This is a genomic window from Granulicella aggregans (assembly GCF_014203275.1).
GTDB lineage: Bacteria > Acidobacteriota > Terriglobia > Terriglobales > Acidobacteriaceae > Edaphobacter.
In genome coordinates, this window is the sequence record NZ_JACHIP010000022.1 from 1 (window position 1) to 16,659 (window position 16,659).

Here is a 16,659-nt window from a genome sequence, read left to right on the forward strand (position 1 = left end):
CCAACATCGTGAACACGTTGCTCGGAGCGACATCCACCGACGCGGCGAACAGCTCGCTTGCCTCTCTGGACAAGGTTTATGGCTAGAAGTAAGCCCTTTGCGTAGCGTCACCGTCTCAGGCAGTTCGAAACACGCCAGAAGAGTGAGGGTCACTTCATGGCTTCGTTACTCAACCGCCAAGGCCAAAGGATTTTCGGGTCTCACGGACTGATTGCTCGGTCGGACGATTCTTTCGATAAAGAAAACCTGATCAAGCACAGCGGATCAGACTGCTTGAAAGTCGTTGTTTTCGGCAACATCGCCGCTAGCGCATCTGAGCCAGAGCTTCAATGCTTTTTCACGCATGATAATGCGCATTATCATGCGCGGAAAGATGATCGGAATATGACGACGACTCAAGGCTTTTATGATGATCTCGCGGAACATTACCACCTCATCTTCGAGGACTGGAGCCGGAGCATTGAAAGACAGGCAGGAATTCTTGGGCCGCTCCTAGAGAGGTACACCGGTCTTTCGGCTCTCAGACTATTGGATTGCTCCTGCGGAATAGGAACGCAGGCCCTCGGGCTTGCCCAGAGAGGTCATACGGTTGTCGCCTCTGATCTCAGCCGCGCCTCCGTTGCACGCGCCCAGCGAGAGGCGAGACGGCTAGGAGTCGAGGTGCAGTTCCATGTGGCGGATATGCGTGAGTTGAATTCGGTCCCGGCGGAAGGATTCGATGTTGTATTGGCTGCAGATAATGCATTGCCCCACCTGCTGTCCGAAGTAGACCTGAGTCGAGCATTCGAGCAGATGGGGAGCAAGCTGAGGCGCGGCGGTACTCTCGCCGCAACCGTCCGGGACTATGACCAACTGATCCAAACCCGTCCGGCCATGCAACCGCCCGCCTTCTTTGGAGCCGCTGGGCAGCGCCGGATCGTTCACCAAGTGTGGGATTGGGATGGAACGGAGTATGACCTACATCTCTACATCTCCTTTGAAACGGCAGTAGGTTGGGTTTACAAACACTACATCTCCCGGTACCGTGCGCTCTTGCGAGCTGAGATCTCGGCTTCGTTGGAGAGAGCCGGGTTTACCGGAGTCGAATGGTTGGAACCTCAAGCGACTTCGTTTTACCAGCCGATAGTTGTCGCAAGGAAGGAGCCGTCTTGAACTCTCCATTAGTTCTTGCTCCGCTGACTTCCCTGCCCTCGATATTCACAGTGCGGCCAGAAGCTCGCACCCGGATGCGTGATTTCTTCAGCTCGCACATCCGCAATCCCAACACCCGACGTGCCTACCGCGAAGCGGTACGGCAGTTCTCAGAGTTTTGTGCCGAGCATCGCATCGTGGATCTCGCCCAGGTCGAACCGGTCCACGTTGCCGCCTTCGTCGAGACGCAGCTCAAGACTCAATCCGAACCCACGGTGAAACTCCGGCTGGCGGCGTTGCGGATGCTCTTCGACTGGATGGTCGTGGGCCAGGCTATCCCCATGAACCCAGCCCACGCAGTCCGTGGGCCAAAGCACTCGCAACGGCGCGGCAAGACGCCGGTGCTGCAGGCGGACGAAGCCCGCACCCTGATCGACGCGATCGAGCACCACTTCCCTGCCCGGTCTGCGCGCCCACGCCCTGATCGGCCTGATGGTCTACACCTTCGCCCGCGTAGGCGCGGCCATCTCGATGCGTGTTGAGGACTTCTTTGTGCAGGGACGCCGCGGTTGGGTCCGCCTCCATGAGAAGGGGGGCAAGGAACACGAGATGCCGACCCACCATAATCTGGACCGCTATCTGGAGGAATACATCGCGGCTGCCGGCATCGGCGAGGACCGCAAAGAGCCGATGTTTCGCACGACCAGGGGCCGCTCAGGAGAGCTGACCACCAATCCCCTGCTACAGTCCGACGTATGGCGCATGATCCGTCGACGGGCGCTGGCGACCGGAATCAAGACCGAGATCGGTTGCCACACGTTCCGGGCGACGGGCATCACGGCTTACCTCAAGAATGGCGGCAGGTTGGAGATCGCTCAGCAAATGGCAGCCCACGAATCGGCTCGAACGACGGGGGTTTACGACCGAAGGAGCGATGAGGTTTCGTTAGATGAAATAGAGCGAATGGGAATTTGAGATGTCGCTAATGAGCTCTGGGGGCACATAAGGTCCAGTGCTATGGCCGTCACATAGGATTGTTCAGCGATATACAACCAGCCGAGCTTCAGATCTGGTTGCTCCAAAACCCAGCCAGTATCTGACGATCAAAGAGGAGATCTTAGTGGCTCGCACGCATGGACATGGCAACCCCGATTGGACAAGGGATGAAACGATCCTTGCCCTAGCTCTCTATTTGGAGACTGGTGAAGCTGTCCCGTCGAAGAAGGACCCGCGTGTTCAAAGGCTATCCTCAACATTGCGAGCACTTCCCTATCACGCAGAAGCTGCCCGGCGAGAGACGTTTCGCAATCCGGACGGGGTCGCTTTTAAGCTCCAAAATCAGTTAATTGAAGCCCTAAGTGCCCTGGCATCGTGGACTGGGAAGCAAAACCTTGGGTCTGAAGCCTTTTTTAAGGCGTCTCAAGAGTCTTGAACGCGTTCCGGAGAGTCACCCAAAGTGCTCCAGATCTCTCGGTCCATGGCAGAAGTGTTGCCGAGTCCCTTGCCTGTAGCCACACTCCGAAGACTTCCCGGGACGGCTCTGGTTCTGAGTAGAGCGCAAATGACGCAGCGAGACGCGGACTTTCTGCTTACGGCCTATGAAGAGGCACTGACGCGAATCATTGCAACGGACCGTGAGTTAGGCTTTCTTCTTTCCAGTCGGAAGTTCCGACAGCTTAACCCGCCCCGGTGCGGCGGCGGCTCAACTTCAAGAGCTATATAGTGCGGTAGCGGGCAGCCAAAAGTCCGTCATACCTCTCTCAAAGCCAATTGCAGATCAGGTCGTATTCGAGGGCAGCGCCCCCAAGACGCCCATGCCTAGTAGCGACGCTGATTCAATATTGGGTCAACTCTATCGTCTGTCGACCGGACAGGATTCAGGCGGTTCGCAGCCGCTGCACGCCGAATCCGGCCCAGAGCGTATGAATTTCTTCGGCGATCAACTGCTTGCGCTCAGCATGAAAATTGGAGACGATATTTCCTCCTGCCGCACATGCAGCCGCTATCGTTCGAACAAAATACTTCTGGATGCATTCGATCTGCTTCCCGACGGCCCGACGCGTGAGCACGTATTAGACCAGCTCGCTCTGAATCTAGCTTCTGATCAACTTCAGACAGACATGCCTTCCGTATGGGCGATTTATTTCAATGTCCTGCTCAACATGTCACGCACCGTAACGCCCGCTCAACAGAAAATGCTCCTTGAATACAAACGGAGCAAGATTTACCCTCCGTTCGTCCCTCGGACTATGCAATCAGAGATACGGCAGGCAATTCGACATTCACAGAATCGGATCATGCTGGCCTACGCAAGTGTCGATGAGATGATCGACGCACCTTTCTCATCTCCTTACCTGAACTGAACTCGCCCTCTTGACAAGAGTCTTTCAAATTCTGTCGGCTACCGCATCGGCGAGGCAGAGGCTCTATGCGCACCGTGGTCGAATCAGAGATCGGGGTATCGGGAAGTGTGTAGTAAAACTGCTCAGCCCTGAGGTTTCCGCCAGGATTGTCTTGATAATTTTCTTGCAGTTCATGGGGCACGGGGGGGAACTCTGCATACGTCACTTCTACGTTACCCACTCGATCTCTCTTCTTGCTGGCCCATGTCAACGGAGCACCACACCCATCGCACAAGATTTGCAAACGGGTGTTATCGAGCCAAGTGGCCCTCACAGGCCAAGCACCAGAGATCTCGAAAGCTATTTGATCCGTTACGATTCGATCTCCTGGCTTTTTGTTGAAAGCTGCCGATCCCTTGGTGAGATAAACGAAGATCCATGGGCTTGTCAGGGCCGCGTTGGTGCTTTCGCGAAGGACCGTGACGCGAGAGCTCCCATCCTGGTTGATCGTTGAAGAATCGATAGATTCCATTTTGGAAGTGGGTGTGTACCGGCACCCGGTGGCGAAAAGCAGTGAAAGGCCGACGAGGTTTATCAGCTTGTTCCTGAGCTGTTCCCGGCCCTCTTGCGGCTTTGATCCCATCCTCAAATACTAATAGGCGGCTTAGAAGAGCCAAACGCCCGCAAAGTCGGTGTTTGCGGAAACTTCGCCGGTCCGGAGGATTTGGCGAGGCCGAAACTTCCGCAAATGCCGTTTTGCGGGAGGCCATCATAGCAATCTCACGCTCGTGCCTGGATCGCTGGCAGTCCTACTCTTTAGGCGCGGAAACGGTCACGTTTCGGATGAAGGAGTAAGGGGTTGGATTCTCACCCCATCCCTTTCCAGCTGCATTCGCCAACTTCGAGAGTCTGGTGATATCGGTCTGACGGATTGAATCGGTAACCTAAAACCGCGTCCTGTCTAACGCCATAGCTTCGATTGTCCGCAAGTATTCAGACAATGCAGCTGCCTCCACCAAGACCTTACCCTATCCAGCCCAGTGGCGATCTTGACCGTTCTTCTTTATGCCAGAGACCTAAAAGGACTCGCCGGTCTCCATATCTGTGTAATTGCCCCCCGACTCACCGCGTCGCTGGCCCTTCAACTTCATCAAACCTCGCCCGTCGAAGTACACGGTTCGGCCAGTTTTTGATGTACTACCGTAGCCGATCCAAGCCGGACCGTTATCCGAATGACCGCTCTTAAGCTCTATGTAACGGAGAGTCTTCATAGTCTTGAGTTTGGCCCAGGATCAATCCTTCACACCAAGCCGTCTTCCAGTTCTTTCCGCGAAGTCGGTGTTTTGGGAAAGAACGCAGTCCCAGCCCCCGGACGGGTCGAACTTTCCGCAATCACCGGCGGTCTCAACTGGTCGATGCAACACTATCTGATTTGGAGGTGGTGTTGATGAGACAAGGCAGACGGCATGGTCTATCTGTTGAGCAGAAGGCTGATATCTGGCGGCGTTGGAAGTTGGGGGAGTCGTTGCATGAGATTGGTCGTGCCTTCGACAAGGATCATGGTTCGATTCAGTTCCTACTATCGAAATACGGTGGGATCGCTCCGGCGATCCGTCGACGCTCGGACCGAGCTCTTACGCTGGCTGAGCGGGAAGAGATCTCCCGAGGCATCGTCTCCGGCTCGTCGGTCCGCGAGATCGCCAGAGGACTACGACGAGCTGCGTCGACGGTAAGCCGGGAGGTGACACGTCACGGCGGCAGGACGGTGTATCGAGCCAGCGAAGCTGACGACCGCGCCTGGAAGTCAGCTCTGCGGCCTAAACTATACTGGCTTGCCAGGCACAGGCGGCTGCGCTTGATCGTGGCCAGTAAACTGATGGAGAACTGGTCGCCCGAACAGATCTCCGGCTGGTTGAAGAGACGATATCACCGCAACGAGAGCATGCGCGTGTCACACGAGACTATCTATCGCAGCTTGTTCATCCAGGCGCGAGGAGCGCTGAAGAAAGAGTTGGTACAGCATCTGCGATCCAGGCGGCAGATTCGCCGCTCGATCCATGCTAAGGCTGCCGGACAGTCCCGAGGTCAGATCGTCGATGCCATCTCCATCAGTGAACGGCCTGCAGAGATCGAAGATCGCGCCATCCCTGGTCACTGGGAGGGAGACCTGCTCAGCGGCTCCGGCAACAGTCACATCGCGACTCTGGTGGAACGGCACTCGCGCTTCACCATCCTGGTGAAGGTTCCCAGCAAGGAAACAGCCGCCGTCGTCGAGGCGCTGACTCGGCAGGTTCGTAGACTACCCGCATCTCTTAGGCGCTCGTTGACGTGGGATCGCGGGCTTGAGATGGCGAAGCATAAGACCTTCACCGTCGCGACGAAGGTAGACGTCTACTTCTGCGATCCGCAGAGCCCATGGCAGCGCGGTACAAACGAGAACACCAACGGACTTCTAAGACAGTACTTCCCAAGGAAGACAGACCTCTCTGGCTACTCTCAGGCAGATCTCGACAAAGTAGCGAAGCAGCTCAATCAGCGCCCACGAAAGACCTTGGACTTTGAAACTCCAGCGAGTAGACTTCACGCCAGTGTTGCATCGACCAGTTGAGACCGCCGGTGTTTGCGGAAACTTCGCAGGTCCGGACGATTTTGGGGAGCCGAAACTTCCGCAAATGCCGTTTTTCGTGAGTCTAAATATGAGGTGAGAAAATCTCTCGTGCTCAAACGAATCTACGCCTCGACCATGTCTTCTTTGGTTTTGTTAATTCCTGCTGCACACTGCCAATCCGTTCAACCCCGAATCGCCGCCGCGACCTTCGCTCTCATACCCGCATTGACCCCGTCCCCAGAACAAAGACCCTCGCCGAATGTGCAGGCGTCGAAGGATGAAGCCGAGATTCAAGCGTGCACACTCACCATGGGCACCATTACACGCATGCTGCAGGCTGCCCAAGAGTTGTTTCTGTTGAAGCCCGATGCCGATGATCGGAAAGATAACGCCGACGACAGCAAAGCCGAGCAGTCGCTCGACCAGCAAACCGCTGGGCTCGCTAAGCGTCCCCAGATCGTTGCTGTCCTGGGTAAGTATGGCTTCACACCGCGCACGTACACCGTCGCCTTCTATGCATATCTCTCTGCCCGAGAAGATACGGTGACTAAGGCGCACGTGAACCAAGCGAACATCGCTCTTGTCCGGGCGCACAAAAAAGAGATTGACCAACTTATGAACAAATACGTGTACCCGTACTGGTGACGACGGAGTGCTCATCTAGCGAACGAATTACTGAACGGAGCACTGCTCTGTTCGGTTACTCCCAAAAGTCGTGGCGGTCTCAACCGGTCGATGGGTTCCTGCGCCGCTTTGCCTACGGCGCAGGCACTTTCGTGGACACTCAGGGTCGCAAAGGCGACCTTCTACCGGCACTTTCCAAGCAAAGATGACCTCATGATCGCATATCTTGAATATCGCGACCGATCATTTTTTGAGTATCTCGATAGTCCTGCGCCGGCCGCAGACATTCATGAGGCGTTAGCCAGGATCGAACGCGTTGTGAATCGAGTCGATATCATCGGATGCCCGTTCCTACGGATCGCATCCGAGTACCCGGATTTCAACCACCCTTTTCATCGCATAGCGGTCGAACACGAAGACAAGTTTCGTGCCTATCTCATGAATTTGCTGAAGACATTTGCCTTCGACAAGAGAACGGTGGCTGCGGCCTTACTGAGCGTCGTCGATGGTGGCCTCACCACGAGAATGCTCTATGGAACATCGAAAGAGGTTCCCATTGTCGCGCCTGCTGAGGCAGTGCTCAAGAGCTTTAAGAGCGCACGAAACGCGATGAAGTCTACTACCTGAGCTACCCATGCTGAGGGGGTACTTGTGAAAACCTGATCGCACCTGAGAAGTAGAGCTATCGGGTGGCAGAGGCCGGTCTGCTGCGTCGGCGGAGGATCAGCTGTTTGGGTTGCTGAGAGAATGTCAGTATAGGACCTTTGAATAACTCGTAGTAGTCGGTGCGGTGGGAATGTGTGAAATCGCTGCACTTGCGATTTCCAAGGACTGTGGGAAGAGAGGGAAACGGCTTTATGTTTTCCTCGCTTTCCATCAGGCCGTCATTTCCACCGCGGGGGCGCCGTCGGACTTTGGGACGTAATCCGGCCCATAGACCCGACGTGGGTTCTTCTTATAGCCGTTCTTGGCACTGTTGGTCAGGATCTGAGGCAGGTGCTTCGTGTCCTGCTGCGCCTTCACCGTAGCGAGTGCATGCCGCAACCTCTTGTTCTCGACGATCGCTGTGTGACTGACACGTTGGTCTTTGCTGAAGATGCGGTAGGGAAGTAGTTGACCCTTCCATCGCACTTCAAGCGGCCGATCTGCGAAGTCATAAATCTCGACATACTGACCTGCTAGGCCATCCGCTATATCACTGCGCTCCAGGATGATCTGCCTGCGATCGTAGGCCAGACTGAGCTGCTGACCGACGTGGCGCTGTTCACGATGGCACAGGATGTCAGCCAGGCGAGGAGCCTGCACATTCAGCTTGCGATGCAGATCCTCAACCTTCACAGCGGACAACGAAAACCTCTCGTTATAGTGCTTCATGAACTCGGGCAGGAAGGCGTTGCCAGCGTCCATGTCGCAGACGTTCTCAAGCCGAAGTTCCTTCACAAGACGATCCTGCAGCGTACGGTTCGCGCGTTCCACGCGACCCTTGGCCTGGCTTGTGTTCGCACAGAGGATTTCGATGTTGAGCTCTGCCAGGGCGCGCCCGAACTGCGTCATCCCTGAGCCGCCCTTCGCATCCGGCTTGTTGACGCGGAAGACAGTGTGCTTGTCGGAGTAAAACGCAACAGGGCAGCCATGATCGTTCACGTATCCCTTGAGCGCGGCGAAGTACGAGTCTGTGCTCTCGCTGGGCACGAAGCGCAGTTGCATCAGCTTGCTCGTGGCATCGTCGATGAAGACCAGCAACGTGCATGGCTCCCCACGCTGCTCGAACCACCTGTGGTCACTGCCGTCGATCTGGATCAACTCGCCATAGCTCTCGCGTCGCAGACGGGGCTGGTGGAAGCTTCTGCGTTGCTTGCGTGACTGCCAGAGACCTTCCTCTAACATCCATGATCGCAAAGTCTCGCGGCCAACCTGAAGGTCATGCTTCGCGAGCAGAACTTCGGTCGCCAACGTCGGCCCGAAGTCAGCGTACTTCGATCTAACCAGTTCGAGCACATACTCCCGAACGCCAGCGCTCACGCTGTGGTTCGAAGACTGGCCTCGACCCTTATGGATCAGCCCGCCGCCACCGTCCTCCCGAAACCGGATCAGCAGCCGGTTGACCTGCCGCGCGGTGATCGCCAGCACGACCGCGGCCGAAGCTATCCTCCGCCGGCCAGAAAGCACTTCCGTCAAAACCTCGATGCGCCGTACGTCCCGTTCGCTCATCAGCACCCATCCCATAAACATCCGTCTCCCAGGCCAGACCTAGGAGAGTACTTGGGACATTTCTATCGGGCGAGGGTAGGACATTTCTATCCGGCGCTAATAGATTCACTATACACAAATAGCGTTATCGGACGTAAGTCTCTTGCAATCAACAGTTTACCTAATGCACTGCTGATTGATAAGAGTCAAAGGATCGCTCATTTGTTCAGGGTCCATGGACTTTTGGATTGTCCCTAGCGAACAGGTAAACATTGCACCAACTTTTCGAGACCGAAAGCTACTAGCCATCGATATAACCCCTTTTCATCGCGATAATTACCGCGTGAGTTCGGTCGCTTGCGTCGAGCTTGGAGAGAATGTTCTTCATATGGCCTTTGATTGTCGCTTCTGAGACGTTCAGACCATCTGCGATGATCTTGTTCGAGTTTCCTCTCGCTACGCTTTTCAGGACCTCGATCTCCCTCTCGGTCAAGGCATCGTCGGTCACATGGTCGGCAAGATCCGCCGCAATCTCCGGGGGAATGTACCTTCGTCCCCCGTGAACCGCCCGGATCGTATCCAGCAGATCCTTCCGCAGCATACTCTTCAAGAGATATCCGGAAGCACCTGCCTTCAGCGCCCGCAATGCCTGCACATCACCCTGGTATGTCGTCAGGATGATGAAGCGCGAGGCGGGATACTCGCTACGTATCGCTAAGATGGCCTCGATGCCGTTCATGCCGGGCATCTGTAAGTCCATGAGCGTCACATCCGGCCGATGCACACGATACTGTTCGATCGCATCCATGCCGCTCGAAGCCTCGGCGACGAGGACCATGTCCGGCTCGCCCTCAAGGACCGAGGCAATGCCCTCGCGAAGGAGTTGATGGTCGTCGACCGCCAGGACCTTTATAGGATTCATTGAAGCGCGCTGCTCCTTGCGCTGAGATACGAAGAGAATACCCTAGCCCGCGAAATCAATTCCCTTCGAAAGAAGGGGGCCAATGTACTACTTTCGAGGTTGCCCCGGGGCGATCTGATAGCTAGCATTCCCGCTGTGCAAAGACTGTTTTCCATCTTTCCTTCAGGGACGGCGGGCACCGCGCTGCTTCTCCTGCGTGTGCTGGTAGCCATCCTGGTCCTTGTGGATGGAAGCGCGCACTGGGCCCTTATCACTTCATTCTGGATCGGCGCAGTCTTTGTACTTCCGGCGGCACTCTTGTGCGCGGGATTGCTAACCCCATACGTTGCATCATTAGGTCTTCTGATTTTGGCCGGCGTGCTTGTTCTAAGCCCGAACAGCGATGCGTTCCATCTCAGCTGCGCGATCCTCACATGCGTGGTTCTTGCCTTGTTAGGTCCCGGAGCCTATTCCTTCGACGCCCGGCTCTTCGGACGGCGCGTGCTGACTGTGTCTTCGCGCGAATAAGCATCGATCTTATCTCCGGTTGAGCTGGAATATCGCGCCGCTACAGTCATCACCATTTCCAATGGTGGTATCCGCAAAGCAATCGAAATGGGTGCAGGAGATCGGCCCGGATGGGGCTGTCCATTGGGAGTAGGTTGTCAGAGACTCAGGACAACGGCAAGGATCCTCGAACCTCAAGGTGATCGTCATGCAAACTGCGTATGTTGAACCTTCAACCTCCCCAATCCCCTATCGCGTCCAGATCGCCAGCCGCCTCGTAGAGGACATATTCACGCTCAGCAAACAGGCGGAAGAGACGGTCTATCTGGTCAGCGAAGAGGAGCAAGTCCACCGCGAGACGGCAGAGGCTTTGGAAGACCTCGGGATAGAAGTAGTCAGCGCCTTCTCGGAAGAGGAGTATCTTTCCATGCCGCGCAACGATGCAGCGGCTTGCCTGATCCTCGACATGCAGCTCTGCGGCAACTCGGGTCTGGAGGTTCAACGTCGGCTGCTGACGGGCTTACATCCTCCCGTCATCTTCGTGAGCGAACCCAGCGATACACGAACGACCGTCTCCGCTATGAAGTGCGGTGCGATCGACTTCCTCACCCGGCCGGTCGATGCTCGAGCTTTGCAGGCCGCGATCAGGACGGCCTTCGATCAGGACTACCGGACGCGGCCGAAGAAGGCAGAGTTGGAGAGACTTCAACGACGCCTGTCGCTGCTAACTCCCCGAGAACGCGAAGTCCTCCCGCTCGTCGTCGGTGGACTGCTCAACAAGCAATCTGCTTCGCTCCTGGATATCTCCGAGGTCACGCTACAAATTCATCGCAGCCAGGTCATGAAGAAGATGGCGGCAGAGTCCTTGGCAGACCTCGTCAGGATGGCGCTGAAGCTCCGAGTCCCGCACTGGCGCGAAAATTAGTGCGTCCCAAGGCTTCTGATCTAATTTCTAGATGGAGAAGCCGATGAATCCCAGCCAGGCCTTTGGTCGATTCAACCTGAACGAAGTTGCGCAAGCGTTTCCAGAGAGTGCAGAGACGCTGCTGCTCGACACCTATCTTACGAACGAAGAGGCCGCAAGCGCCCGGGTCTTCCGCGTCTATCGCGGGACGCCGCCTCACTATCACGCAGGCTCGGACGAATACCTCTACGTCCTCTCTGGTCGTGGCACCTTCTGGATGCAGGACCCCGCCAACCAGACCGAGTTCGCGTCGGGCGATCTGCTCTTCTTCAGACGCGGAACTGTCCATGCTCTGCCTGAGATTCTCGAAGGGCCAGTCGTCTTCTTTTCGGTTGATACCCCGAGACGCGACCCCACAGACATCATCTTTGTGAACCCCGAAGATGGAACTCCCGAGAGCTTCATCCAGCAGAGGTAGCAAGCGCCTCCTATAGTTTGGAGCTTCCGTTCCGAATGAAGTGAAACCGGTCACGAACTGGCGATTGTTCATAGACCAACCTTGCCGGCAGCGTCACCTCAATCTCGGTTCCTGCGGCCTTTTTGCTCCAGACTTTCAGCTGCGCCTGCATCTGCCGTGCACGCTCCTGCATCCCTGGAATGCCCCAGTGCCCGGGCCGACCGCCGCTCTTGAGAATGTGCGCATCTATACCGATTCCGTCGTCACGAAATCGAAGACGAAGATGAGAGTCGCTATAGCTGATCTCTGTTTCGATCCGATGAGGCTGGGCGTGAAGTAGCGAGTTCCTCAGGGCCTCACGTCCGATGCGGCAGATCTCTTCGCTGATCAGACTGGAAATCTCTCTCGGTTCCCCTTCGACAATCAGGGACCATGCCACAGTGCTTGCGTCCTCATGGCGGCATTCTTCGTTCAGATCGGCCATGATCTGGTTGAGGGCCTGCGCAAGGTCACGCGTCTCCTGGGTGGAAGAGCGAAGGCTTCGGATCGCGTTGCGGCTCTCAACCAGTGCCTCATCTGCCCGGTCAAGAGCGCCGCCAAGAGCCGCCTTTGCATCAAGCGGACGGGCGGGCAGCATCCGGTCCACCGCATAGAAGCGAAGCATCAAGCCCTGGAAGCTTTGCAACAGCGTGTCGTGCAGTTCCCGGGCGATGCGCGTCCGTTCGGCAAGTCGCTCCTGAAAGCTGAGGTTGAGCTGACGCGTCAAGCGGTTCATATGCAGGCGATAGAGCAACAGCGACCCCAATACGATGGCCGCAAAGCACGCTATCCGGAACCACCAGGTCTGCCAGAAAGCAGCCTCAACCGTGAATAGATAACTATCCTCGGTGCCATTCCACAGGCCCTGGCCACTCGAGGCCGTGACATGGAAACGATAGCTGCCGGGGCCAAGATTTCGATAGATGACCTGCCGCGAGGTGACGATATCGCTCCACCCCTGGTCGTAGCCGTCGAGCTTATAGCGAAACTCCAACCCTTGCGGAGCGGATATGTCGGCGGCATCATATTTGAGAGTAATACTGCGAGGCCCAGGAGTTAGGCTCCGCAGCGCGTGCATGTCTTCCTGGATGCCGTTCACCGACATCTCTGAGATCCGAACACCGACGGGAGTGAAGCGAGAGAGAAACGACTCCGGGTCCGCCACCGCCAGTCCGGAGCTTAGCGCAAGCCATATGTGGCCGGAGGAGTCGGGGGCAATCGCACGGTCGCGGCGCACTTCACTGATTCCCAGAAGCCCGTCAGTCGCGTCGTAGAGTTGCGAGTCCGATCTTCCAATGGAACCGGAGGCCAACCCATCGCGATTTACTTGGACGACGTGGTCCGGGGTTGCGAACCACAGCGATCCGTGACTGTCTTCCGTGATACCGAGGATCTGTTCGCGAAGCGCCTCGGGCACGACCGGGGGCCGGTGAAGACTTTCGGAGGAGATGTAGGCTAGACCTTCAGAGGTCGCAATCCAAAGCGTCTTTCTCGAATCCTCGAAGAGGGTATCTACCTCCGAGGAAGGCAGTCCGTCTCGTGCGGTCCAGGACATCCAATGGCCTTCCACCAAAGAATCGAGGCCGCGCGTCGTAGCGAACCACATCGTTCCATCCTGCCCTTCGACGATCGAGTTCACCTGGTTGGACGACAGTCCGTCAGCGGTCGAGAAATTCCTGATTTGCGAGCCCTTTACTTTGCTGACGCCTTGGTTGACTGTGCCCGCCCAGATCGTTCCATCGCGGTTGCAGTGCACCGAAAAGATACTGCCCTCAGCCAATCCATCTCGCGATGTCAGGCTGCGAGTAGCGTAAGCCGTTCCGTTCATCTTTAGAGCCGTAAGCCCGCCGCTCTGCCGCCCAACCCAGATCTCCCCATTGCAGCCGGTAATGGAGTTGACGACATCCTCCCCCAACCCTCCTGCTGTCACCCGGACAACGTGGCCCTGCTTCATCCAGTACAGACCTCCCGTAAGCGGGGCAAACCAGGTGCGGCCATCGCCATCGACGTAGACAGGCCCCGTGCCTGTTGGCGGAAGCCCCTCGGCACTGGTGTAAGTCGTGAAGATCCCATCGCGCAATCGTTCCATGCCGCGCGAACCTCCGTACCAAAGAACCCCTTCGTGATCCAAGTAAACGGCCGTGACGGCGTTCTCCTGCTGCCGGTCGACGAACTCGGAAGATACTGCCCTGGAGGGAGAGACCCTGAGAAGACCTCGGTTCGTCCCTATCCAGGTATTGCCTTGTTGATCTACCGTGAGTGCCAGGGCTCGCAATCCTGCGGTCTGGACGGAAAAATCATTCTTCAGGGCTCCGTCAGACTCGAGCTGAAGAATGCCACTCTCGGTAACCGCCCACAACCAGCCATTATTCGACGGCAACAGCTCGGTAATTTTTCTGCCAGCCACTACTTTGGAGACATCGGAAACGATTCCCCCGTTCGTGCGATACAGGCCGCCCTCCTCAGTAGCGATCCAGATCGCGCCATCGAGAGTGGAAGCCAGAGAGATCACGGCACCCGGCACCTTCTCAGCACGCAAAAGACTCTCCACCTTGCCATCGCGGTAGAGGAAGATACCCCCTACCGTCGCGGAGAATAGAACCCCACCGCCATGTTCGGCTGCCATGGCGGAGAGCGTGAGCGCTTTGAGAGAGAGGCGGCTCGCCATGTCCTCGAATCTTCCATCTCGATAGCGCAGTAGTCGAGGGCCATCGGCCCTGATCCAAAGACTTCCTTCGGCGTCCGAGACCAGATCGCGAACCGGGCCGAGAGAGCCGGAGTTTGCAATGGGCCGTTGAATTAACACCAGGCTGGCCCCATCGTAACGAAGTAGTCCACGCTCGGTTCCAAGCCAGAGGTAGCCATCGTTCGATTCGCCGATCGCATAGACATGGCCGCCAAGAAATCCACGGTCGGCGGCCCACCGATCGTGGACGTATTGCGTCATGGTCTTGCTTTCGTCCAGGGCGTGAGCATTGCCTGCTGTGAAGAACACGATCAGCAGGACGTGAAGCCACCTCCACGAGTTTTCACGAGAGCTATGACGATCACGGCTGGTAATCGAACTTTTCAATCACCACCTCGGTCGGGAGCTTGGCCGTATGCCGCGAATGCAGGAAGTCCAGTAAATCGATGTAGATCTTGTGGTTCGCCGGAGTGGGAACATCTTCCGTGAAGACCTTTTCGCTGACGATCTTCGGCCCCAGAGTATTCACAGTACCTTGCAGCGTCCTGAACGAGACCTCCCCAGGCTCCCAGCGAAACGTGTGAGTCAGCTCTCCCGCAGGCGCTTCAAACTTTGCGACATGCTTCGGAACATAGTACGGCTGAAGGACATAACGCGCATTCTTTCCTTTAAGGTCGTCCCAGCGGCTTAGCTCGATGTCCAACTCATCGTTGCGGCGCTCGTTAGCAAGCAGGAGGTCATAGGCGAAGATCCGGAAGGTGCCGGAAGGGTCGAGGTGCCCGGTGTCCTGCACTACAAATTGATAGGTGCCATAGCCCAGGCTTCGCGTCGTGTGAATCTCGGCGCAGTACCAATGTCCGTCTCGCTCGTTCATACGCAGATGCAGGTATCCCTTCTCGTCCACCCAGGCGTTGTTGGGATCGTAAGACTGTGTCTCGCCGGCCGTGTCGTTGTCCGCGCCCTGCGCGATCCAGTCGTACCCGCTGAAATGGATCGTTTTCTGCACGATCGCGGGGCCGCTGCCCTTTACGATCGAGGTTGCCAGCACGCCATTACCAAGGGGCGGGATCGAGCCAAGCTTGAGCGCAGGCCGATATCCAGGCTCCACCAACAGTGCCGCGTAGTCCGTGCCCAGATGGGTTGAATTCCTCCAGGTGGAATCGGGTTGAATGTTGGTAAGGCCAGCATTCTTGAATGGCTGTATCCACCAGACCTCACTGAGGGCATAGAGCACTACCTGGTCTCCAGCCTTCGCGCCGGTTACCTTGCCTCCCATGTAGTCCATCACCCTTGGCCCACCCAGGCTCGCGGTCGGCACGCGTGTGATCTGGATAGCCGGCTTGAGATCCCGTTGCGCGGTGTGACACCCGAGAAGCACAACTGGAAGCGACGACAGAAGCACGCCAAAGATCGAATGCAACAGCCTTCTCATAATGCGACGAGTCCCGATCCCCTGCGCTGTTGTTCTTCTTCCGCGCGGGCCTGAGCCATCTGGCCCGCGCATCGATGCGGAATGCGAAGCTTTACCGCCATTCGAACCAGGTCCGCCACGGAGTCCGCGCCCATCTTACGCATGACCTGACTGCGGTGGATCTGTAGCGTCACCTTGCTGATACCCAGCACCGCCGCCGCCCGCTGGTTAAGTACACCACCAACGACAAGGGGAAGCACTTCCCGCTCACGTGGAGTGAGCAGCGACAACTGCCCCTTCAGTCTCGCCAGTTCTGCGTTCTTCTGCCGTATCTTCCGGTGCTGTTCAAATGCCAGTCGAATCGCGACCAGTAAGGAGTCGAGATCTACCGGCTTCTCAAAGAACTCCATCGCTCCCGCGCTCATGGCGGAGACAGTATTCGGAACGTCCGGTGAGCCGCTGATGAAGATGACCGGAGGACCGCCCTGATCCTTCAATTTGCGAAGCAAAGCAAAGCTACACATGTCCCGCAAGTGGAAGTCGACAATAAGGCAAGCGGCGCCATCTCGCCTCGGATATTTGAAGTACTCGCCAGCGGACGAAAAGCCAACCGCTTCGAGTCCACGGGAACGGAGAAGCGCCATCAACGACTCGCGAAAGCCGACCGCCTCGTCGATCAGGTAGACCACCTCCTGAACGCCTCGGGACGACACTTCCTTGGAACTAGTGAACTTTGCGACAACCGCCCTGTCAACGGGCTGCAAACGCGAGGGGAGAGCAATGGGGTGCATGGTGGGACCGCCAATCTGAAAGATTCGAGGATAGAGGGCGGACGCTCTGTAGGTACCACCCACCCGCT

General features: G+C 56.8%; 14 protein-coding genes and 1 pseudogene. 10 read left to right on the forward strand and 5 right to left on the reverse strand.

The window, feature by feature from the left end; all coding sequences use genetic code 11:
• Window positions 1–384: 384 nt before the first annotated feature.
• The 7 genes from HDF16_RS26790 to HDF16_RS26815 all read left to right on the forward strand — a co-directional run bounded on the left by HDF16_RS26790 (window position 385) and on the right by HDF16_RS26815 (window position 7,332).
• Entirely contained in the window at window positions 385–1,152 is a 768-nt protein-coding gene (locus HDF16_RS26790) for a class I SAM-dependent methyltransferase (protein WP_184223464.1), read from the forward strand.
• Window positions 1,149–1,673, forward strand: a complete 525-nt coding sequence (locus tag HDF16_RS30395; RefSeq protein WP_221313244.1) for a site-specific integrase — start codon at window positions 1,149–1,151, stop codon at window positions 1,671–1,673. The genes HDF16_RS26790 and HDF16_RS30395 overlap by 4 nt, the downstream gene beginning before the upstream one ends.
• Entirely contained in the window at window positions 1,624–2,106 is a 483-nt protein-coding gene (locus HDF16_RS30400; RefSeq protein ID WP_221313246.1) for a tyrosine-type recombinase/integrase, read from the forward strand. Before HDF16_RS30395 ends, HDF16_RS30400 begins: the two co-directional genes overlap by 50 nt.
• 839 nt (window positions 2,107–2,945) lie before the next feature.
• On the forward strand, window positions 2,946–3,494 hold the full coding sequence (locus tag HDF16_RS26800) for a hypothetical protein (RefSeq protein ID WP_184223466.1): 549 nt from the start codon (window positions 2,946–2,948) through the stop codon (window positions 3,492–3,494).
• A 1,426-nt stretch (window positions 3,495–4,920) separates the two neighbouring features.
• Window positions 4,921–6,081, forward strand: a complete 1,161-nt coding sequence (locus HDF16_RS26805; protein WP_184223467.1) for an IS30 family transposase — start codon at window positions 4,921–4,923, stop codon at window positions 6,079–6,081.
• Between the two features lie 108 nt (window positions 6,082–6,189).
• Window positions 6,190–6,726: a hypothetical protein gene (locus tag HDF16_RS26810; RefSeq protein ID WP_184223470.1), complete on the forward strand. Its 537-nt coding sequence runs from the start codon at window positions 6,190–6,192 to the stop codon at window positions 6,724–6,726.
• 90 nt (window positions 6,727–6,816) lie between these two features.
• A complete protein-coding gene (locus HDF16_RS26815; RefSeq protein ID WP_184223472.1) occupies window positions 6,817–7,332 on the forward strand; it encodes a TetR/AcrR family transcriptional regulator in 516 nt (171 codons plus the stop codon).
• 312 nt (window positions 7,333–7,644) lie between these two features.
• On the opposite strand, the pseudogene HDF16_RS26820 reads toward HDF16_RS26815, so the two are convergent.
• Both HDF16_RS26820 and HDF16_RS26825 read right to left on the reverse strand, forming a co-directional pair.
• Window positions 7,645–8,931 (reverse strand): annotated as a pseudogene (locus HDF16_RS26820) (ISNCY family transposase); the annotation flags it as partial.
• A gap of 265 nt (window positions 8,932–9,196) precedes the next feature.
• Complete coding sequence (locus tag HDF16_RS26825; RefSeq protein WP_184223476.1) at window positions 9,197–9,817, reverse strand: response regulator; 621 nt, start codon at window positions 9,815–9,817, stop codon at window positions 9,197–9,199.
• Between the two features lie 135 nt (window positions 9,818–9,952).
• Between HDF16_RS26825 and HDF16_RS26830 the strand changes: the two genes are divergently transcribed.
• From HDF16_RS26830 to HDF16_RS26840, 3 genes are all read left to right on the forward strand, one after another.
• Window positions 9,953–10,324: a hypothetical protein gene (locus tag HDF16_RS26830; RefSeq protein WP_184223478.1), complete on the forward strand. Its 372-nt coding sequence runs from the start codon at window positions 9,953–9,955 to the stop codon at window positions 10,322–10,324.
• A 187-nt stretch (window positions 10,325–10,511) separates the two neighbouring features.
• Window positions 10,512–11,228, forward strand: coding sequence for a response regulator transcription factor (locus tag HDF16_RS26835; protein WP_184223480.1), 717 nt, complete (start codon window positions 10,512–10,514; stop codon window positions 11,226–11,228).
• A gap of 43 nt (window positions 11,229–11,271) precedes the next feature.
• Complete coding sequence (locus tag HDF16_RS26840; protein ID WP_184223529.1) at window positions 11,272–11,685, forward strand: cupin domain-containing protein; 414 nt, start codon at window positions 11,272–11,274, stop codon at window positions 11,683–11,685.
• A 10-nt stretch (window positions 11,686–11,695) separates the two neighbouring features.
• Here HDF16_RS26840 and HDF16_RS26845 read toward each other — a convergent pair whose 3' ends face one another.
• Genes HDF16_RS26845 through HDF16_RS26855 form a run of 3 tightly spaced genes read right to left on the reverse strand, consistent with a single transcriptional unit; the run spans window position 11,696 to window position 16,591 of the window.
• Window positions 11,696–14,776: a sensor histidine kinase gene (locus HDF16_RS26845; protein WP_184223482.1), complete on the reverse strand. Its 3,081-nt coding sequence runs from the start codon at window positions 14,774–14,776 to the stop codon at window positions 11,696–11,698.
• Window positions 14,751–15,809, reverse strand: a complete 1,059-nt coding sequence (locus tag HDF16_RS26850) for a hypothetical protein (RefSeq protein ID WP_246410257.1) — start codon at window positions 15,807–15,809, stop codon at window positions 14,751–14,753. Before HDF16_RS26850 ends, HDF16_RS26845 begins: the two co-directional genes overlap by 26 nt.
• Window positions 15,810–15,817: 8 nt before the next feature.
• Window positions 15,818–16,591 carry a response regulator transcription factor gene (locus HDF16_RS26855; RefSeq protein ID WP_184223484.1) on the reverse strand — a complete coding sequence of 258 codons (774 nt, stop codon included), beginning with the start codon at window positions 16,589–16,591 and terminating at the stop codon, window positions 15,818–15,820.
• Window positions 16,592–16,659 lie beyond the last annotated feature (68 nt).

Excerpts from the sequence above, each read along its gene's own strand:
- HDF16_RS26835 (WP_184223480.1), top strand. The coding sequence starts at position 10,512 with ATGCAAACTGCGTATGTTGAACCTTCAACCTCCCCAATCCCCTATCGC.
- HDF16_RS26790 (WP_184223464.1), top strand. The coding sequence starts at position 385 with ATGACGACGACTCAAGGCTTTTATGATGATCTCGCGGAACATTACCAC.
- HDF16_RS26825 (WP_184223476.1), bottom strand. The coding sequence starts at position 9,817 with ATGAATCCTATAAAGGTCCTGGCGGTCGACGACCATCAACTCCTTCGC.
- HDF16_RS26805 (WP_184223467.1), top strand. The coding sequence starts at position 4,921 with ATGAGACAAGGCAGACGGCATGGTCTATCTGTTGAGCAGAAGGCTGAT.
- HDF16_RS26855 (WP_184223484.1), bottom strand. The coding sequence starts at position 16,591 with ATGCACCCCATTGCTCTCCCCTCGCGTTTGCAGCCCGTTGACAGGGCG.
- HDF16_RS26840 (WP_184223529.1), top strand. The coding sequence starts at position 11,272 with ATGAATCCCAGCCAGGCCTTTGGTCGATTCAACCTGAACGAAGTTGCG.
- HDF16_RS26815 (WP_184223472.1), top strand. The coding sequence starts at position 6,817 with ATGGGTTCCTGCGCCGCTTTGCCTACGGCGCAGGCACTTTCGTGGACA.
- HDF16_RS30400 (WP_221313246.1), top strand. The coding sequence starts at position 1,624 with ATGGTCTACACCTTCGCCCGCGTAGGCGCGGCCATCTCGATGCGTGTT.
- HDF16_RS26800 (WP_184223466.1), top strand. The coding sequence starts at position 2,946 with ATGCCTAGTAGCGACGCTGATTCAATATTGGGTCAACTCTATCGTCTG.